Annotated in this window: 20 protein-coding genes and 5 pseudogenes; 14 read left to right on the top strand and 11 right to left on the bottom strand. The window is 68.1% G+C overall.

What is annotated here, in order from left to right:
• A partial coding sequence (locus tag ACFWSK_RS30585) for an aminoglycoside phosphotransferase family protein (protein WP_383793177.1) occupies positions 1-418 on the bottom strand: 418 nt, incomplete at its 3' end.
• Between the two features lie 746 nt (positions 419-1,164).
• On the opposite strand from ACFWSK_RS30585, the gene ACFWSK_RS30580 reads away from it, so the two are divergent.
• From ACFWSK_RS30580 to ACFWSK_RS30570, 3 genes are all read left to right on the top strand, one after another.
• On the top strand, positions 1,165-2,205 hold the full coding sequence (locus tag ACFWSK_RS30580; protein WP_383793174.1) for a transposase family protein: 1,041 nt from the start codon (positions 1,165-1,167) through the stop codon (positions 2,203-2,205).
• A gap of 245 nt (positions 2,206-2,450) precedes the next feature.
• Entirely contained in the window at positions 2,451-3,449 is a 999-nt protein-coding gene (locus tag ACFWSK_RS30575; RefSeq protein WP_383793171.1) for a hypothetical protein, read from the top strand.
• Positions 3,450-3,492: 43 nt separating this feature from the next.
• Positions 3,493-4,497: a TauD/TfdA family dioxygenase gene (locus ACFWSK_RS30570; RefSeq protein ID WP_383793169.1), complete on the top strand. Its 1,005-nt coding sequence runs from the start codon at positions 3,493-3,495 to the stop codon at positions 4,495-4,497.
• A gap of 343 nt (positions 4,498-4,840) precedes the next feature.
• Here ACFWSK_RS30570 and ACFWSK_RS30565 read toward each other — a convergent pair whose 3' ends face one another.
• Positions 4,841-7,027: an IPT/TIG domain-containing protein gene (locus ACFWSK_RS30565; RefSeq protein WP_383793166.1), complete on the bottom strand. Its 2,187-nt coding sequence runs from the start codon at positions 7,025-7,027 to the stop codon at positions 4,841-4,843.
• A gap of 410 nt (positions 7,028-7,437) precedes the next feature.
• Here ACFWSK_RS30565 and ACFWSK_RS30560 point away from each other — a divergent pair, with 410 nt between their 5' ends.
• From ACFWSK_RS30560 to ACFWSK_RS30550, 3 genes are all read left to right on the top strand, one after another.
• Positions 7,438-7,710, top strand: a complete 273-nt coding sequence (locus ACFWSK_RS30560) for a hypothetical protein (RefSeq protein WP_383793163.1) — start codon at positions 7,438-7,440, stop codon at positions 7,708-7,710.
• 521 nt (positions 7,711-8,231) lie between these two features.
• Positions 8,232-8,615 (top strand): hypothetical protein, encoded by a 384-nt coding sequence (locus ACFWSK_RS30555; RefSeq protein WP_383793160.1) that lies wholly within the window; start codon positions 8,232-8,234, stop codon positions 8,613-8,615.
• Positions 8,616-8,977: 362 nt separating this feature from the next.
• Complete coding sequence (locus ACFWSK_RS30550) at positions 8,978-9,748, top strand: ATP-grasp domain-containing protein (protein WP_383793159.1); 771 nt, start codon at positions 8,978-8,980, stop codon at positions 9,746-9,748.
• Positions 9,749-9,887: 139 nt separating this feature from the next.
• On the opposite strand, the gene ACFWSK_RS30545 is transcribed toward ACFWSK_RS30550, so the two are convergent.
• Positions 9,888-10,082, bottom strand: coding sequence for a hypothetical protein (locus ACFWSK_RS30545; protein ID WP_383793191.1), 195 nt, complete (start codon positions 10,080-10,082; stop codon positions 9,888-9,890).
• Between the two features lie 18 nt (positions 10,083-10,100).
• Positions 10,101-10,204, bottom strand: a pseudogene (locus ACFWSK_RS30540) (transposase); the annotation flags it as partial.
• A 9-nt stretch (positions 10,205-10,213) separates the two neighbouring features.
• On the opposite strand from ACFWSK_RS30540, the pseudogene ACFWSK_RS30535 reads away from it, so the two are divergent.
• Positions 10,214-10,348 (top strand): annotated as a pseudogene (locus ACFWSK_RS30535) (Tn3 family transposase); the annotation flags it as partial.
• A gap of 990 nt (positions 10,349-11,338) precedes the next feature.
• On the opposite strand, the gene ACFWSK_RS30530 reads toward ACFWSK_RS30535, so the two are convergent.
• The 3 genes and pseudogenes from ACFWSK_RS30530 to ACFWSK_RS30520 form a co-directional block, all read right to left on the bottom strand.
• Positions 11,339-12,034, bottom strand: coding sequence for a transcriptional regulator (locus ACFWSK_RS30530; protein ID WP_383793156.1), 696 nt, complete (start codon positions 12,032-12,034; stop codon positions 11,339-11,341).
• Positions 12,031-13,209 (bottom strand): pyridoxal-phosphate dependent enzyme, encoded by a 1,179-nt coding sequence (locus tag ACFWSK_RS30525; RefSeq protein WP_383793153.1) that lies wholly within the window; start codon positions 13,207-13,209, stop codon positions 12,031-12,033. Before ACFWSK_RS30525 ends, ACFWSK_RS30530 begins: the two co-directional genes overlap by 4 nt.
• Before the next feature lie 378 nt (positions 13,210-13,587).
• Positions 13,588-13,713, bottom strand: a pseudogene (locus tag ACFWSK_RS30520) (IS5/IS1182 family transposase); the annotation flags it as partial.
• A 38-nt stretch (positions 13,714-13,751) separates the two neighbouring features.
• Between ACFWSK_RS30520 and ACFWSK_RS30515 the strand changes: the two are divergent.
• Positions 13,752-14,138, top strand: a complete 387-nt coding sequence (locus ACFWSK_RS30515) for a transposase (RefSeq protein ID WP_383793189.1) — start codon at positions 13,752-13,754, stop codon at positions 14,136-14,138.
• Between the two features lie 21 nt (positions 14,139-14,159).
• On the opposite strand, the gene ACFWSK_RS30510 is transcribed toward ACFWSK_RS30515, so the two are convergent.
• Complete coding sequence (locus ACFWSK_RS30510) at positions 14,160-14,609, bottom strand: nuclear transport factor 2 family protein (protein WP_383793151.1); 450 nt, start codon at positions 14,607-14,609, stop codon at positions 14,160-14,162.
• A gap of 112 nt (positions 14,610-14,721) precedes the next feature.
• Positions 14,722-15,592 (bottom strand): IS5 family transposase gene (locus ACFWSK_RS30505; protein WP_383793186.1). Its coding sequence is split into 2 segments (ribosomal slippage): positions 14,722-15,253 and positions 15,252-15,592, totalling 873 coding nucleotides; the frame shifts between segments, so codons are not numbered across the junction.
• Positions 15,593-16,169: 577 nt separating this feature from the next.
• On the opposite strand from ACFWSK_RS30505, the gene ACFWSK_RS30500 reads away from it, so the two are divergent.
• The 4 genes from ACFWSK_RS30500 to ACFWSK_RS30485 all read left to right on the top strand — a co-directional run bounded on the left by ACFWSK_RS30500 (position 16,170) and on the right by ACFWSK_RS30485 (position 21,144).
• Positions 16,170-17,348, top strand: a complete 1,179-nt coding sequence (locus tag ACFWSK_RS30500; protein ID WP_383793149.1) for an acetyl-CoA carboxylase biotin carboxylase subunit family protein — start codon at positions 16,170-16,172, stop codon at positions 17,346-17,348.
• 15 nt (positions 17,349-17,363) lie between these two features.
• A complete protein-coding gene (locus tag ACFWSK_RS30495; protein WP_383793146.1) occupies positions 17,364-18,605 on the top strand; it encodes an ATP-grasp domain-containing protein in 1,242 nt (413 codons plus the stop codon).
• Positions 18,606-18,702: 97 nt separating this feature from the next.
• On the top strand, positions 18,703-19,911 hold the full coding sequence (locus ACFWSK_RS30490; RefSeq protein WP_383793143.1) for an MFS transporter: 1,209 nt from the start codon (positions 18,703-18,705) through the stop codon (positions 19,909-19,911).
• A 153-nt stretch (positions 19,912-20,064) separates the two neighbouring features.
• Positions 20,065-21,144: a glycerophosphodiester phosphodiesterase family protein gene (locus ACFWSK_RS30485; RefSeq protein WP_383793141.1), complete on the top strand. Its 1,080-nt coding sequence runs from the start codon at positions 20,065-20,067 to the stop codon at positions 21,142-21,144.
• Between the two features lie 155 nt (positions 21,145-21,299).
• Here the strand turns inward: ACFWSK_RS30485 and ACFWSK_RS30480 are convergent.
• Positions 21,300-21,518: pseudogene (locus ACFWSK_RS30480) on the bottom strand (2'-5' RNA ligase family protein); the annotation flags it as partial.
• A gap of 703 nt (positions 21,519-22,221) precedes the next feature.
• On the opposite strand from ACFWSK_RS30480, the gene ACFWSK_RS30475 reads away from it, so the two are divergent.
• Positions 22,222-24,282 (top strand): discoidin domain-containing protein, encoded by a 2,061-nt coding sequence (locus tag ACFWSK_RS30475; protein ID WP_383793138.1) that lies wholly within the window; start codon positions 22,222-22,224, stop codon positions 24,280-24,282.
• Between the two features lie 67 nt (positions 24,283-24,349).
• A complete protein-coding gene (locus ACFWSK_RS30470) occupies positions 24,350-24,634 on the top strand; it encodes a hypothetical protein (RefSeq protein WP_383793135.1) in 285 nt (94 codons plus the stop codon).
• A 436-nt stretch (positions 24,635-25,070) separates the two neighbouring features.
• On the opposite strand, the pseudogene ACFWSK_RS30465 reads toward ACFWSK_RS30470, so the two are convergent.
• A pseudogene (locus ACFWSK_RS30465) lies at positions 25,071-25,487 on the bottom strand (transposase); the annotation flags it as partial.
• Between the last annotated feature and the right edge of the window lie 175 nt (positions 25,488-25,662).

The raw sequence follows: 25,662 nt of genomic DNA, 5'->3' as shown, positions 1-25,662 counted from the left end.
GCCGCGCGTGAAGCTCGGCGAGGATGCTCAGCGCCACGTCGTCGTCGTTGATCGAGGCCAGCGTGCGGGCTCCGTCCAGGCGCTCCAGGAGCATGGTGCTGCTCACAGGGTCGTGATCGAGCAGCCGTACCATCCCCTTACCGTTCCAGGTACGAAGGCCGATCAGTGCGGCGGTGGTCTCCTGTCTCGGCATCTGGAGTCTGAGGACCGCGGGCGTGCCATCGGGGCGCAGCACCGGCAGTACCAGTGAGGCTTCTCCGGCTCCTGCAGTGCCGTCCCGTTCCAGCTCCCAGCGTTCCAGAATTTCCGCCGCGAGAGCCGGCAGTCCGGCGATCCAGGCTCTCCCTTCCTCACCGAAGCCCGTGGCGTACGACGCCGCCAGGTGTTGCGGGACCTCGTCTGCTTCTAACGTGCTCACATCGGATCTCCTTCACGGGGAATCGGGTTCGCGCCGCAACCTACCGGAGGTCAACGGACAGCCTGCCGTCGCGGCGCACCGCCGTACGGCGGGAGCCCCGGTAGCGGGCGCACAGGTTGCCGTTGTCCATCAGATCAGGCGGCCGGGGACCGATGGAGGCGATGAGCTGACCGTCGCGGCGGTGGGCGGTGGGCGGTGATCGTGTAGGAGTGACCGCCGGGCTCGGTGATGTACACCGTGGCGCGCGTGCGGTCACGGGGCGGGTTGGTCCAGGAGGTCCACACCGTGCCGGGAACCGCTGACGCGGTCGCCGGCGGGGCCTTGCTGGGGCGGCGGTGCCGGCGGGTCGCGCAGCCGCTGTGAGCGCAGCGCATGCTCTGGCGGCCAGCACACACACGATGTCCCACCGCCTGAGGGGAGCTGACATGGAGGACGGTGATGCTGGCCGGGCAGCTGGCGGGCTGCCCGTGGCGTCGAGGACGGCACGGCGTGGCCCTGCGGTGCGGCTGCTGCTCGCCCTGCGGGCCGGGGAAAGCTGACAGCAGGTCATGTACGGTCGGCTGCGGACGCGCTGGGGGGCGTCGGAGCGCACGGTGTGGCGCCGGCTGACGGCTGCTCACAGCGAGATGACCGCAGCTGCATACCCTGGCGCACGGTCCCAAGGCAGTGCGAGGTTCACGATCACGCCCGAAGTCCGTGGCCTGCTGGCGTTGTGGAAGGGCAGTGTGCGGGCGGTCCATCGTGAGATGGTCCTCCGTGCCGCTCGGCAGTCTCCGCTTGCAGACGCACCGTCGCTGACGACGCTGCACCGCGCGATCCGCCGGTACCTGACGCCGGGGGAGCGGGCCGGGCTTTCGGGAGGGGAGCGGGCGGCGCGTAAGCACGATGTGTTCCTGGCCCGGCCACGGGGCTGGCGTAACCAGGTGTGGGAGACCGACCACATGCAGGCCCCCGTCCTGGTCGATGTCGAGGGCACGGCCCGCAGGCCGTGGATCACGTGGTTCACCGATTGCGCGACGAACGCGATCACCGGTCTCGCCGTCACGCCCGTGCATCCGTCGCGGGAGTCGGTGCTGGCCGCGCTGCGCTCCGCGGTCCTGCGCGAGGAACCCTACGGTCCGTTCGGCGGTCTGCCCGAGAAGGTACGGGTGGACCGCGGCAAGGACTTCTTGTCCCGGACGGTGACCGCCGCCTTCGATCTTCTGGACGTGACGGTGGAGGATCTGCCCGCCTACACCCCCCACCTCAAGGGCGCCGTGGAGGGCCTGAACCGGGCGGTGGAGAGCACGTTCCTGGCCGCGCTGCCCGGCTATTCCCGTCAGCCGCGCCCCGGCAAACGGGCCTCCCGCCCGAAGGCCGAGGTGCTGCTCGCCTTCGAGGCCGCCCGGCTGCTGTCCTGGACGCTGTGGTGGAACACCGAGCATTGCCCCGCACCGCTGCGGGGCAAGACTCCGCTTGAGGCGTGGCAGGACGATCCCACCCTGCTGCGGGACGTGCCCGCAACAGATCTGTGGACGTTCACCCTGGAAGACGCCGGTACCCGCACGCTGACCACCCGCGGTGTCCGCTTCAGGAAACGCGAACTCGTCCGTCCAGCCGGTCACCTCGATCAGCTGCCCGTCCAGCGGCCCGCCGGTCAGCTCGCGATACGTGTGGCCGGGCTGCGGCCCGGTCGCAGGACTGTCGTGCAGGTGCAGTTCCCGCCCTCGTACAGCTCCTCGTCGCACTCCTCCTCATGTTCCCGTACTTCGGCGCCGGCAGGGAGCTGGGCGCGATGCGCACGATGAAGTGCGGGTTACCTCGTCGCCGTCCCCGGGCGTCCGGGCAATCCGCACGTCCTCCCGTGCGCTGCACGGGATTGGTCTCCTAGACCAGGGTTTCGGGTGGAGCGTTCTTGGCGAAGTACCTGTCCATGGGCTTATCACCGGTTGCCGGTCATCCCGCTGTCGCTGTCTTCCGTGAGCCCCGAGGCGGGCGCCCCGTCCCAGGGCTGGGCCCGCGGGTTGAGGCTGAGGCGCAGCGAACCGCACGCGTGCTGGCCGGGGTGGCGTCGCATGCCAGACCTTCCGAGCGGACCTTCACGCTGCGGCAGTCCGCCGCAGTCGCTGACGAGCTGGTGGCCTCGCTGTCGGATCTGGCGCCGGCCGTGGCCGGAGAGAAACTGCCGGCGGAGTCGATCAGCCAGTCCTACTTCCGGGTCCGTGAGGGAGAGCTGTCAGATCAGCAGGCCGCCCTGCACGGCCTCCTGGTCATCTATCGCGGCCTGGAAGACCTGTGTGAGGCGCCGCTATCGGGCGCCGACCTCGCACTGGAGGTGGCCGGGATGCGTCAGTCGGTGCTCGACCTCACCGGCGCAGCGTCGGGCGCCGACCGTGACGTGGTCCCGTCGGCAACGGTCCCCGAGCCTGGGGCGGGGGTGTCGTTGGAGGACGTGTGGAGTGCTCGGTGGCTGATCGGTCACCAGGTCCATGTCCTGTTCAACGTCTGCGCCGCGGTCGCCGTGGCCGATGCTGTCGGTCGTCTGCGGCACGGTGACAGTGATGCCGCGCTGGTGCGGCTGGCGGATGCGACGGTGTATGTGCGTGGTTTTCCGGCGGCCATGACGCATGCCAGTACGATCCCAGCCGATTACTACATGGCGGCGATACGCCAGACCATGGCGCCTCCGTCGGTGGACGTCCCGTTGAGCGGGCGCCAGCATCGCGGATACAAGCTGTTCCGGGCGGCGATGAAGGACCTCCTGGCGGTCGTTCCCGACTCCTACGAGCACCTGGCGGCCCGCGCCCCGGAGCTGGCCGAGGCGCGGGGCGCTCTCCTGGAAGCCGACATCATCGACGGTGAACGCCACGTCACCCTCGCGTACTCGATGGTGCATCTGCATCGCTCCATTGCCCAGAAACCCGAAGGCCCTGACAATGCCGTCGCCGAACTGCGGCTCATGCGCCACCGCCGGGCTGCCCAGTACGCCCCCCTGATCCGATTCGGGGACCACTACATCGCCGACGCCGTGGCCGGCCTGCGCCACTCGTGAATCCGCGCGACCGCCGCCCACACCACCCCGGCAGGAGACACTGATGCCCGAGACGACGCCCGACACCGCCCAGAGCACCTTCGTCGACCGGGAACTGGATCCGACCGATGCCGCCGCGTGCGAGCGGGTGGCACACGCCCTGTGCACCGGCGGGGAGGACCAGGTCAACAGTCCCGAGTGGGTGGCACAGGCCCGGGACGCCTGGGAGGACCTTCCGCTCCTGCTGCGCCGCGAGATACGCCGGTTTCGAAGGCATTCCGGCCCGCACGGCACGTTGGTGATCGGCGGCCTGCCGGTCGACCAGGCGGCCCTGCCCCCGACCCCGGCCGTCCCCGGCTCGGTCCAGCGCCAGGCCACCATCCCGGCCGCGGTGCTCACCATGGTGGCCTGCGGGCTCGGGGAGCCTCTCGCCTACCTGGCTGAGAAATCCGGCGCCCTCGTGCAGGACGTCGTGCCCGTGCCCGGACAGGAGACCTTCCACGGCAACGCCGGATCAGTACGGCTGTCCTTCCACACCGAGAACGGCTTTCACCCCCACCCACCCGACTACGTGGTCTTCCTGTGCCTGCGCGCCGACCACGACCAGATCGCCGGGATGCGCGTCGCCGGCATCCGCCAAGCTCTACCGCACCTCACCCCAGAGGCCTGCCAGACCCTGTTCGCACCGGAGTTCCTCACCACACCACCCCCCTCCTTCGCCTCCGAGACCGGTGCGAGTCAGCCGGATGCCGAGCCCCGGCCGGTGCTGTCCGGAGCTGTCGAGGACCCCGACATACGCATGGCCCAACTCGTCACCACCCCGCTCACCCCCCGGGCCACCACCGCCCTTGCGGAATTCGGCCGCGCCTGCGAGGCGAGTGCCCGCACCCTGCACCTGACACCAGGCGACCTCGTCATCATCGACAACCGCGTCACCGTCCACGGCCGCACCGCCTTCCACCCCCGATACGACGGAGCAGACCGCTGGCTCCAACGCACCTACGTCACCACCGACCTGCGTCGCTCCCGCGACCACCGCCCCCACGACGGCCACATACTCACCCGCTGACCAGCCCGCGAGAAGAGCCGGATCCGCTGCCGCCGCCCGTTCACGCCGTCGCGCTCATCCCGGCCGAACACGCGGAGCTTGGCCGGGCCCGGCCAGTCGGGACGGGCCACGCGAGCGTTGAACGAGGCGGTGGGGGGCGACCCCGGTCACCCAGCAACAGCCCGGTACCGGACCCAACCAGCAGTGGAGCCTCACCGGGCCCCTGCAGCCATCGCCGAAGATCCAAGAGGAACCCCCTGAGCGAGCTCCTCAGCACGTGGCGGAGGCCGACGTACACGCCGCCCCCGGCCCCTGTGAAAGGGGGCCGGGGGCGGCGTGTTCAGAGTGGTGGGTCAGCTGGTGGTCAGCAGCTGGTGGTGGTGTCGCCGGTGTCGGCGGTGCAGGTGTCGGAGCCCAGGCCGCCTGCTGCGGTGTCGCCGCCGGCGCCGTCCGACACGTTGATACTGTCGTTGCCCAGGGCGCCGCTCATGGTGTCGGTGCCGGAGGTGTCGGACAGGACGTCGTTGCCGTTCTGCCCGTCCAGGTCGTCGTTCCCGGGACCGCCGTAGATGTGGTCGTTGCCGTTGTCGAACAGGTACAACAGGCTGCCCAGGAGCGTCTCGCCGTAGTTCGTGTCGTTCCCGGCTTCGCCGTAGAGGTAGTCGGCGCCGTTTCCGCCGCCCATGATGTCGTCACCGGCACCTCCGTAGAGGGTGTCGTCGGCGTTCCCGCCGTCCACGTTGTCGTTGCCCGTGCCGGCATAGACGGTGTCCTCACCGCCGTTGCCCTTGATCGTGTCGGCGCCGCCCAGCCCGCAGATGACGTCCGGGCCGTTGGTGCCGGTCAGGGTGTCGTTGCCGGGGGTGCCGGTGATGGTGCAGCCGAGGGAGTTGGTGACGGTGGTGGTCTCGGTGGCGTCGGTGTTGCCGGCCACCGGGTCGCTCTGGGTGGCGTTGGTGGTGGCGGAGGCGGTGACGGAGCCCGCCGCCTGGGGTTCGGCGGTGATGCCGACGGTGGCGGAGGCGCCGTTCGCGATCGAGCCGAGCGCGCAGGTGACCGCGGTCCCGCTGGTGGAGCACGTGCCCTGGCTGGTGGTCACGCCCTGCACGGAGAGAGCGCTGCCGGTGAAGGCTACGACGGTGGTCGTGGATGTGGCGGTGGTGGGCCCGTTGTTGGTGACGGTGACGGTGTCGGTGAACGTCTCGCCCAGGGCGACCGGATCAGGCGAATCGGTGATCGTGGTGGCCAGATCCGCGCCGGGGGCTATGTAGGTGTACTGGCCGGCCGGGGTGGCGGGGCTGGTGCCGCCGGGGGTGGTGACCTTGACGTCAACGGTGCCCGCGGCGTGTGCGGGGGAGGTGGCGGTGCAGGATGTCGCGGTGCAGGAGACTCCGGTTGCCGGGGTGCCGCCGAAGGTGATCGCGGTGGTGCTGTTCAGGTCGGTGCCGGTGATGGTCACTGCGGTGCCGCCCGCGACGGGACCGCTGTTCGGTGTGACGGCGGTGATCTCAGGTGCGGGGACGGTGTGCAGGGAGAGGCGGCTGGGGCTGTTCAGGCCGGTGGCGGCGGTGGTCACCGTGTTGGTGGCGGTGTCGATGGCGTAGAGGTTGCCGGGCACCGTCCCGCTGGGGCTGACCGGGTCGACGGCGTAGGCGGTGGTGCCGGTGGAGTTGACCTGGACGTCCTGGATGTTGCCGAGGCCGCCGACGAACGTGGTGACCGTATTGGTGGCGGTGTCGACGACGTAGACGCCGTGGTTGCCAGGGCTGCTGCCGTACAGGGTGCCGCCGTCGGGGCTGATCGACAGGGCCGTGGTGTTGGCGGCGGTGATGCTCGCGGTGAGGGTGTTGGTGGCGGTGTCGATCTTGGCAATGGTGCTGCCGCTGCCGAGGGCGACGTAGGCGGCGGTGCCCGCCGGGTTGACGACGGCGCCGTACGGCGTGCCGGCGACCGGCACGGTGGCGGTCACCGCGGCGGTCGCGGTGTCGATCACGACCAGGGCGTTCGGATTGAACGTGGTGACGTAGGCGGTGGCGCCGGACGGGGAGAGAGCCAGGCTCGTGTGGTTGCCCGCCACCGGCACGCTCGCGCTGATGGTGTTGGTGGCGGTGTCGATGATCTCGACGGCGTGCGCGCCGCTGTCGGCGACGTAGACGGCGGTGCCGGCGTTGTTCACGGCGACCGCGACGGGGGTCCCGGCCAGCGGGACCGTCGCGGCGACGGTGCTGGTGGCGGTGTCGATTACCGCGACGGTGTTCGCGAACGCGGTCGCCGCGTACGCGGTGGTGCCCGCCCGGTTGACGACCACGTCCTGGGCGTAGCCGGCGACCGGGATCGACGCGGTGGTCGCGCCGGTGGTGGTGCCGACCACCGAGACGGCCTGGCCGACATTGTTGGTGACGTAGGCGGTGGTGCGGCCGGGCTGGACCGCGTGCGCGGACGGCGCGGCCACGGCGACCAGACCGGTCGTGATCAGCAGGGACGCTGCGGTGGCCGTGACCCGGCGCCGCAGGCGGGCACGCGACGGGCGTAACAGGGTGTTCGAGGGCATCGCGGAGGTTCCTCCTTGGATCACGCGGCTCGGCGGAAGGAGCTGGCAGCCCCCGCGGGCCGCCGACGCGGACACGCAAAGACCCCCACCAGCCCTGCGGACACGGTCGCCGAGAGCTGGTGGGGCGTCAGGGAAACCGTGGCCGACCAGAACCACCTCAGCTGCCGGAAAGGGCGGGCGCGTCCGGAAAGACCCCGTCAACGTCCGGATCCGGACACGACACGTCCCCCACCCGGCCAGGCCCTGCGGGCGGGCCGCAGCGTCGCATGCACCTCATCCCGCTCGCCACCGGCCAAGATCATGTGGCAATCGGTCAAGATTGCTGTCAGAGGACACTCGTGCACGGCTTGGGCGAAAGCCCTCCCACCTCTGCGGCTGCAGGCCCGGTGGGAGATGGAAGGCTCGTCGGCATGAACGGCGACGAGGCGGAGCAGCGGCGCGCCCGGGTCTACGGCGCCGACCCCTACGATCCCGGCCCACGCGAGGGGCGCATCTACGCCGAGCTGACCGGCGGGCCGCTGGACGGGCTGCTCCTGGACGTCACAGGCTGGACGCGGGAAGAGATCGACACCGGGGCTGCCCTGATCACCGGGCTGGGGCGTTTCGGGCCCGGCGGGCGGGCGCTGTACGACCTGCGCCCCGGCGATCCGGGGCACTTCGACTGGGTCTCCGACATGCCATGAGCTCACCCGCTCCGGGTGAGGCATCGCCGGGGGATGGGTTCGTGGGGTGGGGCGTGGCCCACGAGCCTCCCCAGGCGCGCCATCGGACCCAGCCCGACCCCTGCCCCCGTACAGAGGGGACTCGCCATGATCACACCTGGTCGGTGACACGTACAGGGCGCCTGCCCGGCCCACCTGCCGGAGCCTGCGGGTGACCAGGAGCCGGGCAGGGGCCGCGGCTGGTTCCGTCGGCCGCCCTGACGAAGGAGTGCACGAAACTGCGGCCTCGACCGGGAGTGCCGGTGGGCGGGACGGGTTCCGAACTCACCGTGCGGCCGGGCGGGACATCGCGGCCGGGGCGAGGGTTCATGCCCCGGCCGCGGCGTAGACAAGACCCCTCACGGAAGTGTCATCGACCGAAAGAGGATCCGTCTTGAGGCGCAGCAAGCAGGAGAACAGGGAAGTGCCGGCCGAGTTCGTCGGCCGGCCGGGGAGAGATGTGGCAGGCCATGGCGAGCCTCCACGCTTCTCATCGTGAACCGGTGGGCCACGGCCTCCCCTTCCAGGAGCCGCGGGCGCTGCTGTCCTTCGTCGAGCCGAGGGATGTCGCCTTCACCGCCCGGGTGGAGGTGGACGGGCGCGAGACGGTCGAGGAGGTCCACCGGCTGGTCCAGGACGTCATGGGCTTCATGGACGTGCAACTGGGGGAACGCGAGGCGGGCACCGCCCTGGAGATCACGCTCGGCCGACGACACCAACTGGCCCTGCACTCCGATCACGTCCTAGGCCTCACCCGGCTGCTGTACGACGCCACGCACGTCATCGACTCCGCCGGCCCGCCCGGAGAGGGCCGATGCCTCCACTGCCACGGCACGGGAACCGCCCGCCCGCTGTGGGAACCGAGAAGCACGAACCTCCCGGGATGACCGGAGGCCGGGGGTGGTGCAGGCGTGCTTCTGTGCGCCTGCACCACCTCACGGCGCGAGCCGGATGCCCGGTCCTCGCCCTGTGACTGTCACAGGGCATATCCGCAGGTGAAACGACAGACGGCCGGAAGCGAGGCTGAGACAGTCACAGCCTGCTCATCGGGGACCCAGTGCCCTCTGGCAGGCGATCTTGACCGTTTGCCAAGTGATCTTGACCAATGCCGGGTTTCTACCACTTGATCTTGAGCTGTGGCTCACCGTTCCCGGCTCGCCTTGGGGCCTGCGGCGGGGGATTCTCGGCGGCGGTGGTGGGCACGGTGGGGCTAGCGTGGCGGTTTTGCGGAGTGCGGGAGGGATTCGCGATGCTGGTCATGCCTGGGCGGCGGACGTCGACGATGGAACTGTTGGCCGTCGAGGCGGCGGGCCGAGGGATGTCGGTCAGAGCGGCGGAGGAGCCCGGCCTGGCAGGCCCTGCGTACTGGTACGGCGGACCGGTCGTGGGTGCGCGGCTGGCAGGCCGGCTCGGGTTCGCGTTGCTGGAGCCGGCAGACGGCTGGCTCGCCGAGTTGCCGGAAGAGTTCACCGGCCGCCAGGTACGGATGGGGACCATCGCGGACGCATGGGCGATCGACCAGCCGACGTTCGTCAAGCCGCCCCGTGACAAGTCCTTCCCGGCCGATGTGTACACCGACGGCTCCCGGCTGCCCTCCGCCCTGGACCCGGCAACGCCGGTGCTGCTGTCCGCCGTGGTGACCTTCGCGGCCGAGTACCGGCTGTTCCTGCTGGACGGCCGGATCGCCACGGCGAGCCGGTACGCGGTGTTCGGCCGGCTCGACCCCCGCCCGCTCGGTACGGACCGCGCGGACCGGGCCACCGCCGCGCAGATCACGGAGTTCGCCGACCGGCTGGCCGCCGCAGCCGGGCACGCGCTGCCGAGTGCCGTCGTCGTGGACGTCGGGCAACTGCTAGACCCATACCGCCCAGGCCACCGCTGGGCCGTGGTGGAGGCCAACATGGCGTGGTTCTCGCATGCCTACGCGGCCGACCCGGCACGGATGCTGGACGTGGTTCTGCGGGCGGCGGGGCCACGCGAGCACGTGCGGCCGCGAGATCTGGCGTTCGAACGGCACTGATCCGCACTGCGCGAACCGGGCTTCCCGGCGGCCGGCCTGGCCCGGCCGCAATCCAAGAACTGACGCTGCCAGTTCGGTCAAGATCACCTGTCAATCGGTCAAGATCGCGTGTCAGGGGACGCCGGGCACCGTCCGCACATCAACTGTGTTCGGCGGCCATGGCGTCGAAGGTCTCCCGCATCATCCGGTCGATGGCGCCGGGCCGTTCGGCCATGGAGTCGAAGAGATCGGCGAGCAGCCACAGCACGAAGCTGTGCACCAGGGCCTCGTTCGGCGGGATCTGTCCGAACTGGTCGCGCCACGCCACGGTGTCCATACCCATCGCCGCGGCCATGAGGACGCCACTCAGGAATATCCCGAAGCACGGCGGCAGTGCCCGCCAGGCGCATCCGCTGGCCAGCACGTAGATGCCGCGAACAGCGTCTCATCAGGCGTGTCCTGCGTCCCGCCGCTTTCGGCCGCGAGGGCCATCCCACCCCACTGCGGCAGGCGTTCGCCGAGTACGGGCGGATCGCCAAGACCGAGCACCTGCTGCGGATGGTCGACCCGGTCGACCACACCTACCGCCGGCAGATGAACCGCCAGCTCACCGTGCAGGAGCAACTGGGCTGCACCACCGCCGTCGCCGTCGCAACCGCTCTGTTCCTCACCGGAACCTTTCCGGCGGAACGCGCCCTGCAGCTCTACGTCATCTACAGCGCCGCCCTGCTTCTCAACATGGTGCGGACACTGACCTCACACCGCTGGACCGGGCAGGGGCAGCCGGTGAGCCTGGTCGAGCAGATGACCGACAGCGTCAATCATCCGCGTCGCCCGCACCTGACCGAGCTGTAGGCCCCGTCGGCTTTCGCCTGCATGCGCTGCACCACCTGTTCCAGGGCCTTCCCTACCACGCCCTGCCCGAGGCACACCGCCGCCTGACCACTGCCCTTCCCCCTGACTCGATCTACCACCTGACCGCCAGCAACGGCCTGCTCGCCTCCCTGACCGTCTTCTGGAAATCGGCCAGCGAAACGCAAGGAAATTCCTCCGCGGTGAACAGCCAAGTTGGGCCAGCAGACCGGGCCCGCCCAGGTTCGTATGACTCGCCACCAGCAGGGTGAATGCGTGCCGCTCCCTACACAGTGCGGATGGGATGGGCGCGTCCTAGGTGCCCTCGACGCGTCCGCCCAGGCCCCGGGACCGCTGCACACGAGACACGCTGGTCAAACCTCAGTCCCAAGTGTTCCGACCGGAACACTTGCGTTCGTTAGGACTGGAAACGATTCGGCCGAAGCGTTTGGTACTCCGTTCGCTGTTTGTTGGCGCATCCATGAAGCGGTCAGCTGAATCACACCCTCGGGCACCCTGCGCGCGGCTCCATGCCCTGCTGAGCGTCAAGGAGGTGGCTACAGGGGCGGGAGCGGGTTCCGGTCGCGGCGTCCGCTCAGGTCCGTGTAGCTGGGGCTGGCACAGACCTCATGTGCCGAATGTGCCTCAAAACCCCTCAGACATTCGTGAGGCACGTACCGATTCCGGGCCGTGCCTTATGTGCCTCATGGTCTCCAAGCCGCCCTAGATAACCGCGGCGTCGAGCACGTGACGGTACGGCTACTTCGTGTAGTTGTAGACGGTCGCCCGGGAGACGCCGAGCTGGTCGGCGATGAGTTGTGCGGAACTCCGGGTCTCGAAGAAGCCCTCGCGATGCAGCCGCCGCACCAGCTCGCGCTTCTGGTCACGGTTGAGACCACGCGGGGTGCTGGAGCGCTCCGCCGCGAAGGAGTCGATGGCCGACCGGAGTTCGCGTCCCGTGCGGTCGCGCAGCGTCTCCAGGGCCTCACCTTGGTGTTCGGCATCTGTGGCGACGAGGTTGGCCAGGGCGAGGGCTAGCGGGGACAGCGTACTGACGTCCAGGTTCAGGCACAGGGCCGCGACGTAACGTCCCTCGGCGTTCTTGATGCCGATCGAGGTGCTCTTGGCCGGGCGTCCGTCGGGGAACTGGTTGCTGTAGTTCTGGATGACGCTGGGGTAGTCGGGGTCCGCGATGCGGCGCAGGCCCAGTTCGGTAGCGGAGTCGCCGACCTGCCGTCCGGACAGGTTGTTCTCGATGGTGCGGATGGCGCTGTCGGGTCGGCGCAGATCGTGCAGGACGACCTCGCACAGACCTGGGAACATGCGCCCGACGGCGACAGCGATGCGCTCGGCTTCCCGTACGAGGTGCTCGTCATCCGATACGTAGCGCTCGTCGTCCGGTACGGCGGGCTGGTCGGCGCGTTTGTCATCCGGTCGGCTGACGGGGTGTGTCATCGGGCGCCGCTCGATTCCTGAGCGCCGTTACAGTGCCTGGCGAACACCGAGGCCATCTTCTCGGCGGACTTCAGCCCCGCACCGGTGAGCACGACCACGGTCGTCTCATCCGGAGCGATCTCTCCGGTCGCGATGAAGTGATCGAAGGTCGCCGCGGCGACGCTGCTGGTCGGCTCGGCGTACAAGCCTCTCGCGCTCAGTGCGCGGACCGCGGCGTGGATCTCCGCCTCGGGGACGGCGTAGGCGGCGCCGTCGGCGCGGCGGATGGCCTCCACTGCCTCGGGCAGCCGGACCGGGTGGGCGATGGACGCGCCCTCGGCGATCGTCGGCACCCGCTCGCCGCGGCCGGCCGGGTCGATGCCGTTGAACGTGTCGGCGATGGTCGCCCAGTGCTCGGGCTGCCCGACGAACAGGCGCGGGCGCCTGTCGATCTGGCCGGCGTCGAGTAGTTCACCGAACGCGAGGTCGCACCCGATGATGTTGCTGCCGGCCCCGGCCACGAGGACTACGTTGTCGGGCGCGGTGAAGCCGAGGGACTCCCACATCTCGTAGGCGATGGTCTTGGTGCCCTGGATGAACATGGGGTGCCAGTTGTGGCTGGCGTAGGGGATCTGCTCCGACTGCCGGATCGCCTCGTCCGAGACCTCGTCGCGGGTGCCGCCCACGAGCTCGATCTCGGCTCCGTAGGCGCGGGCCTGGAGGATCTTGGCTGCCGAGGTGGCGGCGGGAACGATGATCTTGGCGCGGATACCGGCGGCGGCGGCGTAGGCGGCCACCGCGGAACCGCCGTTGCCCGAACTGTCCTCGAGTACGCGCTCGACGCCGTGCGCCGCAAGGTGGGACATCATCACCGATACGCCCCGGTCCTTGAAGCTGGAGGTCGGGTTGAACCACTCCAGCTTGAAGTGGACGCGTCGGCCGGCCCAGTCGACCGGGACCATCGGCGTACACCCTTCGCCCAGGCTCACCCGGCTGGCGGCCGGGACGGGCAGGGCCGCGTGATAGCGCCACAGGGACCGTTCGGCGGTGTCGATCTGCTCGGGACGCAGGCCCGGCAGTGCACTGACGGCGAGGGGGCTGCCGTCCTCGCCCCGCCAGCGGGGGTCGTCCAGGGAGTAGCGCTTTCCCGACCGGTCATAGAGGTCGGCGACGGCTGAGTGATGTTCGGCGTTCACGGGCGGTTCCGGCTTCTACTCGCTCGACGTGCTGTCGCTGCGGTCTCGCGGCCAGCGGGCACCCTGCTATCCCCATGTTAGATGTCTTATCCAGATTTGAACAGCAAGTCTAATCGCTAGTCGATGCGCCGCAATGCGCCGACCGGGCGCCGGCCCGGCGCAGACCGAAGCGGCGAGGCCAGCAGAGTGATCCAGGCTGGGGTGGTGAGCAGCTCCGACTGTGCTGGCTGCGGGGCCCCTCCCGTGTGCCAACCTCCTTGGGGTCGGCCATCCGCATCAGCTCGACCGGCGGCGTCATGCGCAGCCCGAGGAATTGAAGCGAATCGCCGACGCCATCGTCGTCGGCGAGCTCACCGTGGCGCGCACTATGACCGTGTCCTATGTGGTGAGTCGGGCGAGTCGTTTGTAGCAGCAGATGGCGGCGGCGAGTCCGAGGAAGGCCAGGTAGTTGCGGGGTTGACGTTCGTATCGGTGGTTGAGGCGGCGGTATCCGGTCAGCCAGGATCCACCTGGCAGTCGGGCAAGGGCAGAAGCCCCTGTTGGTGGTGATCACGGCCGGTCAGCGGGGTGATTCCCCGCAGTTCGAATCGGTCCTGGTAGCAATCCGGGTCCCGCGGTTGGGCCTGGGACGGCCGCGCAAGCGCCCGTACCGAGTGCGTGCCGACAAGGCGTACGACTCTCGTAGCAACCGGGCCTACCTGCGCAGACGCGGGATCAAGGCGACGACCCCAGTGCCCTCGGACCGGGTCCGCAACCGCCAGAAACTCGGCTCCCGGGGCGGCCGGCCACCGAAGTTCGACAAGACCGACTACCGCGAGCGGCATGCCGTGGAGTGCGGAAGAATCAACCGTCTCAAGCGCCACAGGGCCATGGCGACGAGGTACGACAAACCTGCCGTCCGCTACGAGGCGACTGACGAGTGGTTGTGACCAGCAGGTTTGCGGGCGTTCTCAGTCTGTCGGCGCGGACGCGGCGCAGGCGTCGGCGATAGCTTGAGTGTCCCAGTAGAACGGACGGACCTCGGTGATCTGTCCGTCCTTGACCGTGATCGTTTGCAGGATTGGGAAGCTGAGTTCACGGCCAGTCGCACGAACGCGAGCACGGACCTGAGTGAGCACGACCGCAGTCTCACCGGTGGCGAGAAACTCCTGCTCCACCATGTCGAACATCTCCCAGACCTGTCCCATCGCAAGGAAGAACTGCGTCATTCCGTTGTGCCCACGCCAAGTACCTCCGTATGGCAGAGCATCCGCTTGATGTAGCTCGACATTCGGCGCGAAGAAGGGGGCGAGCAAGTCGAACGAAGCCTCGCCAGGGCCTCCGGCCGCCAGGTACTCCGCCTCGGCTGCATACATGCCGGTGAGCACTGTCACTGAGTCTGTAGTGGATGACATCGTCATGCCGCCAGCATGATCAGCAACGACGCGTCTTGCTCGCGGAAATCAGACGTCGTTGTGCGGCACGGTCAGCCCTTAGCGGCCTTTCGGTAACCCTCCGGTTCTACACGGCGGATCATCGTCGGAGCCAGAGTCGGATCGATGCGACGGTGACGGTGCCGTGGAAACCGTAGGCGCGCTTGTCGTATCTAGTGGCGGCGGCTCGGAAGCCCTTGAGCCGGTGGATCGTGCGCTCGACTTCGTTACGGCGTTTGTAGGTCTCTTTGTCGAAGCCGGTGGGTCGGCTGCCTTGGCTGCCTCGTCTCAGGCGGTTGGCCCGCTGGTTGCGGGGTTCCGGGATGGCGTGGCTGATCCCGCGTCCACGCAGGTAGAAGCGGATCCGCTGCGTGCTGTGGGCCTTGTCCGCGCTCACGTGGTCCGGCCTGGTGCGTGGTCGGCCGCTGCCCGGTCGCGGGACCCTTATCCGCTCCATGACGGCCTCGAACTGGGTGGAGTCGCCGGCCTGGCCCGGCGTGATGAGCAGCGCAAGTGGGTGGCGGCTGCCCTCGCAGGCCAGATGGATCTTGCTGGTCAGTCCTCCGCGCGAGCGGCCGAGGCCTTCGTCAGTCCAGTGCTGCTTCGGGATCCCCCTATTTCGGCGGATCCTTGCGAGCTCCAGCGGCGTGCTGGTGGGCCCGGCAGGATGTCGAGTCGATGCTCGCCAGGCTCCAGTCGAGGCGAACCTCGGCGTCGGCCGCGGCCTGTGGAACTGTCAGGATCCGGTCCCAAGTGCCGTCAGCACACCAGCGTCGGTGCCGGTCGTAGACCGTCGTCCATGGCCCGAAACGCGTCGGGAGGTCCCGCCACGGAACCCCCGCGCGCGCCCGGTAAAGGATCCCGCTTATCACCCGTCGATGGCTGGCCCACCGGCCGCCCTGTCGCCCGTTCACCGGCAGGTGCGGCCTCAGCCGTGCCCACTCGTCCTTGCTCAGATCTCCCCGCCCCATGGCCGACACAACGATCCGATCATGGGACGGTAACAAGATCCGCCGTACAGAACCTAGTCTTCGTTCGCGCGTCCGACCCTGAGCGAGAAGCCTCGCCGCGCACATCGGATCTTGTCTTTTCGGGGACGCCGATGGAGTGCTAGCTTGCCCACGCAACCACACGGAGAGCGTCGCCCGATGCGGGCGGCCGCAACGTTGCGTGGCCAGGGGGGACTTCAGTGTGTCGTCAAGCTGCTTCTCAGCAGCTTCGTGTCGCCGCACCGGCGATCATCGAGGCGCACCGGGCGGCGTCGGGTCGGCTCGGCAGCCCGCCGGTCTGCCGCAAGGGCCCTGGCGGCAGTGCCGTCGAGCACTGAGCGCTGACGTGACCGTCCGCTGTGGCACAGACGTGGTCGGGTCCGAGTGGCGTTTTCGGGACTGACGACGACGTGTGAGAGTCATCGTTCTTCGTAGGGTTTAGGATTTCGTGTCCGGAATTCTGTGCGCTCGCAACTAGAAAATATGAGCGCGACCCGCACTGGCATGAAGTCCTCATCCTCCACTGACTTCCCGCTCGGCGGGTCCAAAGGTGCGTGCCATGAATATTCTTTTGCTCCACCCCGTTACGCGGTGGTCGCTGAACCGTATCGCGTACATCTGTCGTCGCGAGGGCTGGAAACTCACGATCATGACGATTGAGAGTTCGAACGTGGAGGACAGCACCGCAGGTCTGCACGAGTGGATCAGAGTCCCGGCATTGTCGGAATCCCGTGAGGAGATGCTCGCGCAGATCGGTGCGCGGCCATGTGATGCTGTGGTCGCAGGCAGTGAATTCGCTGTAGTTGCCGCGGACGTACTGGCAGAAGGATTGGGTCTGTACCACAATAACGTCGCCAAAATACGTGCCTCGCGGAACAAGGCGCTCATGAGGAAAGCCTTTGCCCAGCAAAACGTGCCCCAGCCGAGAGTGGTCACCAGGCTCTCCTCGCTTGATGAGAGCCGCGCTTTCGACTGGGGGAGCGTGACCTTCCCGGTGATCGTGAAGCCGCTTGATATGACCATGAGTCTCTTCGTGCGCAGGTGCAACTCGCGCAACGAGGTCGAGGCCACACTGGCGGAGATGCTGTCCTTCAAGAAGGCCCGGTTGACCAATTATGAATTTGCCGCAGGAGCCCTCGTCGAGGAGTTCGTCGACGGCCCGGAATTCAGTCTTGAATGCGTCGTTCAGGACGCGAAGGTTCTGACGCACGCATTGACGCGCAAGTTCGTGTCGCCGCTTCCCGTGTGTCACGAGGTCGGTCATGTTTCCGGCAGCGACATACCGGCGCAGCACCGGCAAACGCTGTTGGACACGGCCGAGCGCATCGCGTTGAGCTGGGGCATGGCGCAAGGAGTGATGCACATGGAGTTCAAGATGAATGCTGAGCGGATCAGCGTCATTGAGGCCGCGGCTCGCCCCATCGGTGGCCATGTGACGGAGATGGTCGAACTGCAGCACGGCCTGCACCTTGAGGAGGCCTACCTCCACGCCAGGGCCGGCGTTGACTGGCAGGCCCCCGTGCGCGAGCCGCAGGGCCTCTGGCACGGGATTCGCTTTCACTTCGACGAGCGCACCGAGGTGGCGCGGCCCGCGAACGTCGATGAAGTGCGTGTCATCCGCAGTGAAGAGAATGTCGTCGTCGATGCCGAACCTTTCTCGGGGAACCGGCGTACTGGCTATTCCATACTGCGGAGTGAATCGTTGAACGACCTGAGTGAGTATGTGGGAAGGCTGTAGGCGTCTCCTCGTTCCATGATTCCCATTGATAAGGATGTGCTGGGTATGGAAGACCCGAAACAGGTCGTTGTCCTGGGCAGTAGCCCCGGACTCTGTGACCGCCTGCGCCTGGCAGGTGCGGATATTACGCTGGTCGAAGCACCGGAACGGTTCGACAAGGCGCTGGCTTCGTTTGTCAAGCGCAGTGTGCTGACCGAGTACGACGACCCCTCCCTGATCCCGCTGCTGCGGGGGATACACGGTCACACTCCCTTCACCGCGGTGATCTCACTCACGGAGCAGGGATTGATGCCTGCTGCGCGGATCGCCGAAACCCTCGGTATTCGTGGCCTTTCTCAAGACGTCGTCGCGCGTACACGGGACAAGTTCGCGATGCGGACCTGGTTGCGGGACAAGGGGTTCTCCTCCGTGCCCTGCGCGGTCGTGCGGGACGTCGCTGGCATCCAGGGGTTCGCGGCCAGGCATGGGTTTCCGGTGATCGTGAAGCCGCGGCATGGCCAGGGGAGCCAGAACGTCTCATGTTTCCGGACAGCCGATGAAGTGGTTCTGCCGCCCGCGAGTACGGACGATTACATTGCCGAGCCGTTCCATCTGGGGCCGGAATTCTCGGTCGAAGCGTTCAGTTGTGCCGGCGAGCACCACGTGCTTGCCATCACGGGCAAGTTCACGCACGAGGACGATCCGGCGAACCCCTTTGTGGAAGTGGGACACGTCGTCCCGGCGGACATCGCCCCAGAGGTCGTGGATGCGATCACGGAGTACGTGGTCGAGTTCCTTGACGTCATGGGAATCGCCGATGGCTGCAGCCATACAGAGCTGCGCATGACGTCTGCGGGCCCGGAGGTCATCGAGACGCACACGCGTGTCGGCGGGGACTCCATACCCGTCCTCGTCAGGCAAGCCACCGGGCATGACCTGTTGGACCTGACCGTCCAGTGGGCCCTTGACCGGATCGGACCGCCCAGGACGACACCCTCGGCGCACGGCGCTGCCGCCATCCGCTTCTTCACGCCGCCACAGGGATGGGTCGTCGGTGTCGCGGGGGTGCAACGGTGGCAAGGGCTGCCCGGTGTCCTGCAGTTGAACCTTCCCGTGAAGGTCGGAGACAGGATCCACCCCGTCCAGAACTCCCGTACCCGAGTCGGCTATGTACTGGCCACGGCTCCGACACCCGCACGCGCGATCGAGATTTGCCGCAAGGTCACCTCCGGGGTGCGGATCGACGTCAGCCCGGAGCCACCGCGGGGAAGGCGATGACGGGACCGTGGAGGGCCCCCATGACCCCACCGGAGCATCCGACCCAGGCAGTCGCTGTCGAGGAGTGGCCGGCTCGTTTCGATCGTAGGCGTGTCACGTGACCACCTACCGTGAGATCTTCGGGATACGCGAGTTCCGCGTCCTCTTCGTGGTCCGCTTGTTCGCCATGACGGGTGTCGTCGTCTCGAGCCTCGCCCTGGGCACGGTGACGTACCACGAGACGCGGTCACCGTTCTTGACCGCGGTCTCCCTTTTCGGGGGGCCGCTGGTGCAACTCGTCACCGCGCGGTACCTGTTGGCCTCCTCGGATCTGTTGCGCCCCCGCACCGCGATGGTCTTCATGGCGGGCGTCGCCATGCTGACCGCCGCGTTGCAGATGCTGCCCGACCTGAGCTGGTGGATGCGCTTGCTGATCCTCGCCGGTGGATACGTGGTGTTGGCCGCCACGTCGGGCAGTGTCTTCGCTCTGTTGTCGGACATCGTGCCGAAGGACGCGTACGTACTGGCCCGCGCCACGATGAACATCACGGTCGGGGGCATGCAGATCATCGGCAATGCCGTCGGCGCGCTCCTGCTCGCCGTACTGTCGCCGACCTGGTTGTTCGGAATCGCCGCGATGGTGAGTGTCACCGCGGGGGTCACGGCGCGGATCGGACTCTCCGATCGTCCTCCGCGAGCGGAAGGGAAGGTTGTCGAACGCAGCCGCCAGATCAACCGTGAACTTCTCACGTCGCCCGGCGTCCGGCCCCTCTATCTGATGATGTGGGTGCCCAACGGCCTGGTCGTGGGGTGCGAGGCCCTGTTCATCCCGTACTCCTCGGGCCATGCCGGATACCTGTTGGCCGCCGGTGCGGGCGGCATGCTCCTGGGGGACATCGTGATGGGGCGATTCGTCCCCGAGATACTGCGCGACAGGCTGATCCTGCCGTTGCGCGTGCTGTTGGCGGCGCCGTTCCTGGCGTTCCCACTCTCGCTCCCAGTGCCAGTGGCGGCGACGCTGGTGGGGGTCTCCTCCTTCGGCTTCGCGGCCTCGCTGCCTCTGCAGGAGCGGCTGGTGCGCCACACCCGCGCGGACGTACGGGGTCAGGCGTTCGGCCTGACCGGAACGGGTTTGATGATGGGTCAGGCAATCGGTGCGCTGCTGGCCGGGGGCCTAGCCCAGTTGTTGGGTGCCACGCGCGCGGTGGGCTGGACGATGGCCATGATGGCCGTGTTGTCGCTGCTGGTCACCGCGCAGCTGCGAAAGTCCCTGGAGCGCACCGGCGCCACGAGCCCCGTCGGCAGCGGCCACCCGGCCGTGCGCTGAGCCAGGGCCGCGGGCACCAGGGCGTGAGTACCCCGTCCAGCGAGTACCCAGGTTCCATCCGCGTTCACCTGGTGCTCGGGCTCCGTCCTGGTGCCGGTCGGCCGTGCCTGCTTGGCTTGGCGGCACCTACTTCGACGAACAGGTGAGGCTCACATGGTCCCGAGGCACGTGGTCGCCGGCCTGGTCCTTTTCCCCGTCCTTGCCTTCCCTGCGACCGGACAGGCGGTCGCGGCGGGCCAGGACCACCCCGGCCCACCCTCGCATCAGGTCGCCTTCGATCTGCAGGCCCACCGCGGAGGCCTCGGCCTCACCACCGAGTCCTCCCTCGACGGCTTCCGAAAGGCGATACGCCTCGGCGTCAGCACGCTGGAACTGGATACCCAGATCACCAAGGACCGGAAGGTGGTCGTCAACCACGACCGGCAGATCAGCGTCCACAAGTGCCAGGACTCCGGTCCGCTCGTACCCGGCGATCCCCTGTACCCGTACGTCGGCAAGTACATCAAGGACCTGACCCTCGCCCAGATCAAGACCTTGGACTGCGGGTATCAACAGCTCCCGGGTTTCCCGGAACAGGAACAGATCAAGGGCTTCCGGCTGGTCGAACTCAAGGACGTCCTGAATCTCGTGAAGGATTTCGGGGCGAAGCGGCTCAAGCTGAACATCGAGACCAAGGTGGAGGCCGGGGCGCCCGAGCAGACCGCGCCACGCGGGTTGTTCGTCCGTCGCGTCTTCGAGGAGATCCACCGCTCCGGCATCGAGAGGCAGGTCTCCATCCAGTCCTTCGACTGGGGGGCGCTGAAGGAGATGCACAAGATCGCGCCGCGTTACCCCCTGGTGGCACTCACTAACTACGACTTCCTTCAGGTGGGCAAGCCCGGAGCCTCCCCTTGGCTCGGAGGGATCGACGCCGACGACTACGGCGGCGACTTCGTGCGGGCTGCCGCCGCTGTGCCCGGCGTTGCCGCTCTGTCCCCCAACTACGGCTTCCCGCAGAACGGCACGATCGCCGACCCGGACTTCCGGTTCTACCCGGGCGAAGCGATGATCCGTGAGGCGCATCGGCGTGGGCTCAAGCTGATCCCGTGGACCTGTGACGACCCGGCCACCGTGGAGGCACTCATGGACATGGGTGTCGACGGCGTCATCACTGACTATCCCGACCGGGTGCGGGAGATCATGGCGGCTCGCGGCATGCGCCTGCCCACCGCGTACCGGGAACCGCGTCGCTGAAGTGGAGGCCGGCCGCACCACAGGTCGAGCGGCTGGGGGCGCGCGCCGTACCCCAGCACGGAGAGGCGTGCCCCGGACGCTCCATTGGCGGGCACAAGCGCCATGAGCTGCTGCCTTGGTCAGGGGCCCGTCGTCATCCCAGAGGGCCGCCCAGGTCAGTTACCGCTGCTGAAGGCCCAGGCGGCGACGTCTCGGTAAGGGATGGGTCCGGGGCTTCGGCCGAAGTCGCTGCCGACGAGGTGGAGCCGCTCGGCAGTCCATCGGCAGCCGGTGAACCCGGCGATCCCGTCGGCGATCTCCGCCGTCGAGGTGAGATCGCCCCTCCGGGCACGGGCCAGCGTGAGGTGGGGGCGCAGCGGCCGGTCCGCGAAGGCATCTTCTCGGCGGCGTCCTGACGAGACTGGAAGGCCTGGTCGGAGTTCCCAGTGGGGATCTTCTCGACACCCGCCTGGGTCAGCGGCCGCTTCAGGGCCGCGACGAGGGCCGTCCGCAGCCGCTTGGCGCTGTGGGGGGTGTTGTCGACCGCCCAGAAGAACTATCCGACCCACCCGATGCTGCGGCCGGGCCGCGCGGTGCTCGCCAGCCACAGGGCCCGATGGAGGATGAGGGGCCGGATCGTGGCGGAGTCGGGCTCGAGCCGGACCGAGGACCTGGGGAGCCAGCCCTGTTGCTGCCAGCGCTCCACCTGCGTCGTGGTGGCCTTGCCCCCCTGCTCCTCAATCCCCGGACCAGGGCTTCGTGGGCGGGGGACGGCTTCGTGCGGGGCATGGTCAATTCATCAGGTCCTGGCTGCCGACGGTCAAGGCGGAGTACGGGGCGACCGCAGTTCCCAGAGCGCTCGCCCATGCCTCGCTGTGCGCGGATGTAACGGGGTGGCGTCACCCGGGACGATCTGATCGGCTGCCGACGCATCCACGTCCTCGGTCACGCCTCGTGTCTCGCCCCTGGGCACAGGTTCCTCAGAACTGAGGAGTCATCAGGTCTGGCGTCCCGGGCCATTGACTCTCCTACCAGCTGCCGCGATCCTCAACTCACCAGTAACCTGAATGGACATGTCAATTAAGGTGAGTGGCAGCCATGGTTCAACCTCCGCGCCGCAGGCTCAGATCCCTCACGGTGGTGTCACTGCTCCTCACCGTGATGGCCCTGGCACTCGGTCCGATACCCAGCTCCGCGGCGGAGCCCGGCTGGTGGACCCCCGCCGCGCGGCCCACGCCCGACTCGCAGATCAACGTCACGGGCGAGCCCTTCAAGGGCACCGACGCCCTGGGGCGCGTAAGGGGCTTCGTCGACGCCCACGACCACATCATGTCCAACGAGGGCTTCGGCGGCCGGCTGATCTGCGGCAAGCCCTTCTCGGAGCAGGGCATTGCTGACGCGCTGAGGGACTGCCCCGAGCACTACCCCGACGGCACACTGGCCATCTTCGACCTCATCACGAAGGGCGGCGACGGCAAGCACGACCCCAACGGGTGGCCAACATTCAAGGACTGGCCCGCCCACGACTCGCTGACCCACCAGCAGAACTACTACGCCTGGATCGAGCGGGCCTGGCGCGGCGGCCAGCGGGTTCTCGTCAACGACCTGGTCACCAACGGGGTTATCTGCTCGGTCTACTTCTTCAAGGACCGCGGCTGCGACGAGATGACCGCCATCCGTCTCGAGGCGCAGAAGTCGTACGACATGCAGGCCTTCATCGACAGGATGTACGGCGGCCTCGGCAAGGGCTGGTTCCGCATCGTCACCGACAGCGCCCAGGCCCGCCAGGTCATCGAGCAGGGCAAGCTGGCCGTCGTCCTGGGCGTCGAGACTTCCGAGCCGTTCGGCTGCAAGCAGATTCTGGACATCGCGCAGTGCTCCAAGGAGGACATAGACCGGGGCCTGGACGAGCTGCATAAACTGGGCGTGCGCAGCATGTTCCTGTGCCATAAGTTCGACAACGCCCTGTGCGGGGTGCGCTTCGACTCCGGCGCACTCGGTACGGCGATCAACGTGGGGCAGTTCCTGTCGACCGGCACCTTCTGGAAGGTGGAGACCTGCCGGGGGCCGCAGCACGACAATCCCATCGGCAACGCGGTGGCGGCGGAGGCGGAGAAGCAGCTGCCGACCGGGGTGGCCGTCCCCTCGTACGCCTCGGACATGCGGTGCAACACCCGCGGGCTTACCGACCTAGGCGAGTACGCGGTGCGCGGCATGATGAAGCGCAAGATGATGCTGGAGATCGACCACATGAGCGTGAAGGCCGCGGGTCAGGCCTTCGACATCCTCGAATCCGAGTCGTACCCGGGCATCATCTCCTCGCACAGCTGGATGGATCTGGGCTGGACCGAGCGGCTCTACAGGCTCGGCGGGTTCATCGGCCAGTACATGAGCGGCTCAGAGGCGTTCAGCGCGGAGGCCAAGCGCACGGACGCGTTACGCGAGAAGTACAGGGTCGGCTACGGCTACGGCACCGACATGAACGGTGTCGGCGGCTGGCCGGGCCCGCGGGGTGGGGACACCCCGAACCCGGTGAAGTACCCCTTCCGCAGCACGGACGGCGGCTCGGTGATCGATAAGCAGACTACCGGCGAGCGCACTTGGGACTTCAACACCAATGGCGCGGCGCACTACGGCATGGTCCCGGACTGGATCGAGGACATCCGGATCGTCGGCGGCCAGGATGTCGTGGACGACCTCTTCGCGGGCGCCGAGTCCTACCTCCGCACCTGGGGGAAGTCCGAGAAACACAAGTCCGGGGTGAACCTGGCCTCGGATGCGGCCGCCTCGGCGTCCACGTCGGAATGGTGGAACCCGTTCGTCAGCTTCGCACCCGGCCGGGCCGTGGACGGCGACGAGGGCACCCGCTGGGCCAGCGAGTGGAACGACGACCAGTGGCTGCGGATCGACCTCGGATCCGCGAACCTGATCAAGCGCGTCACCCTCGACTGGGAGGCGGCGTACGGGAAGTCGTACCGCGTCGAGCTGTCGGCCGACGGCACGAACTGGGAGACGGCGTGGTCCACGACCGCTGGTGACGGCGGCCTGGACACGGCGCGCTTCGCCGGAACTCCGGCACGCTACGTACGGGTTCAGGGGCTGGAGCGCGGCACTCGGTGGGGCTACTCACTCTCCGAGGTCGGCGTCTACAGCGACTGACGGCACCGGAGGGCGGTGTCCTTCTGATCCGCCGGCCCCGGCAATGACAGTGACCACCGTCGCCACCATGAACAGGGCCACCAGTGTCCTGGCCGAGGGGAACGCCCGCGTCGAAGCCAGCCCGGTCGCGGCACTCGGGCGGCAGCGCGGCCACGAGCTCACCGAGCTCCGGCAGCGGCTCCGCAAGAGCAATGAGGACCGCCGCAGACTTCAGGAACAAGTCGACGCCGCCGCCAGCGTGACCGCCGCCCTCCTGGCCGAGAACGCCACCCTCCGCGAACAGGCGGCTCGACGGTCCGCCGTCATCATGCCGATCACCCGCACCCATGGAGGTCCACCACCAGCTCAGTAGCGTGGCCGACTGCACGCGGGAAGGCGATGTGCTCCGGGGTGCGGCAATAGGCGCATGCCTGGCTCCGGGCCGGCGCCCCGTGGACGGGTCCGCGGTACCAGTCCTGCTCACGCCTCTGGCCGGACTTGAGGACATGACGGGCTCACGCATGTTCGTGCCCGGCCGGCCGGAGTAGACCGACTGCTGGTAGGTCATGTCCGGTGCGTACATGTACTCCTGCCGCTTGGCAGGAGCGTGCACGAACGTTCTTGCACGGAACGAGTATCCGCCCCAGGTATGCCATGCGCTCAGCCACTCGTTGGCCAGGCGGGGTTCGAGGTCACTGTAGAAGTGGTTCGTGGTGACCGCGTACTGCCGCTTGTACGTCGTCATGGCAGGCTCGGCGGGCAGAGAGCCTTCGAAGGCGAGGGGCCCTAGGGCGTGTATCGAGTCGTGATCAATCAGCGGTCAGGGTGAGGTCTTTGATCCAGATCATCGAGGCGCGTAGTTGCAGGCCGGCGAGGTAGCTCTCGGGGGTCTTGTCGTAGCGGGTGGCGATGCCGCGCCAGGCCTTGAGCTTGTTGATCAGGCGCTCGACGGTGTTCCGTTCCTTGTACAGGTCGGTGTCGTGGGTGAGGGGTCGGCCGCCCCGGCGGCCCCTCTTCTTCCGGTTGGCAGTCTGGTCCTTCTTCTCCGGGATGACGGCCTTGATGTTTCGTGTGCGCAGGTAGGCGCGGTTACGGCGGGAGGAGTACGTCTTGTCGCCGGCGACTGCGTCGGGCCGGGTGCGGAGTCGGCCGACCGGGCCGCGGACCCGCAGCTTGTCCAGGACCGGGATGAACTGCGGACTTCCTGCGGCCTGTCCCGCGGTCACCTCGCCGCGTTGTCGGAACGCCCGAATACATCCAGTATGCGGACGTCCCTCCGCCTTGCGATGCACCGCATCTGACGCCGCGCGCTGATCCCCCAGGGATTACGGGACAGCCAGATGCGCCCTTCGGGCTGAAAGGTCGCGGTCGCCGCGTTCGCGGATACTGGCGCGGTTTCGG

It is taken from the genome of Streptomyces sp. NPDC058620, from assembly GCF_042717135.1.
GTDB lineage: Bacteria > Actinomycetota > Actinomycetes > Streptomycetales > Streptomycetaceae > Streptomyces.
Note: the sequence above shows the minus strand (reverse complement) of the source record. Positions and strands in the feature narration are given on the sequence as shown.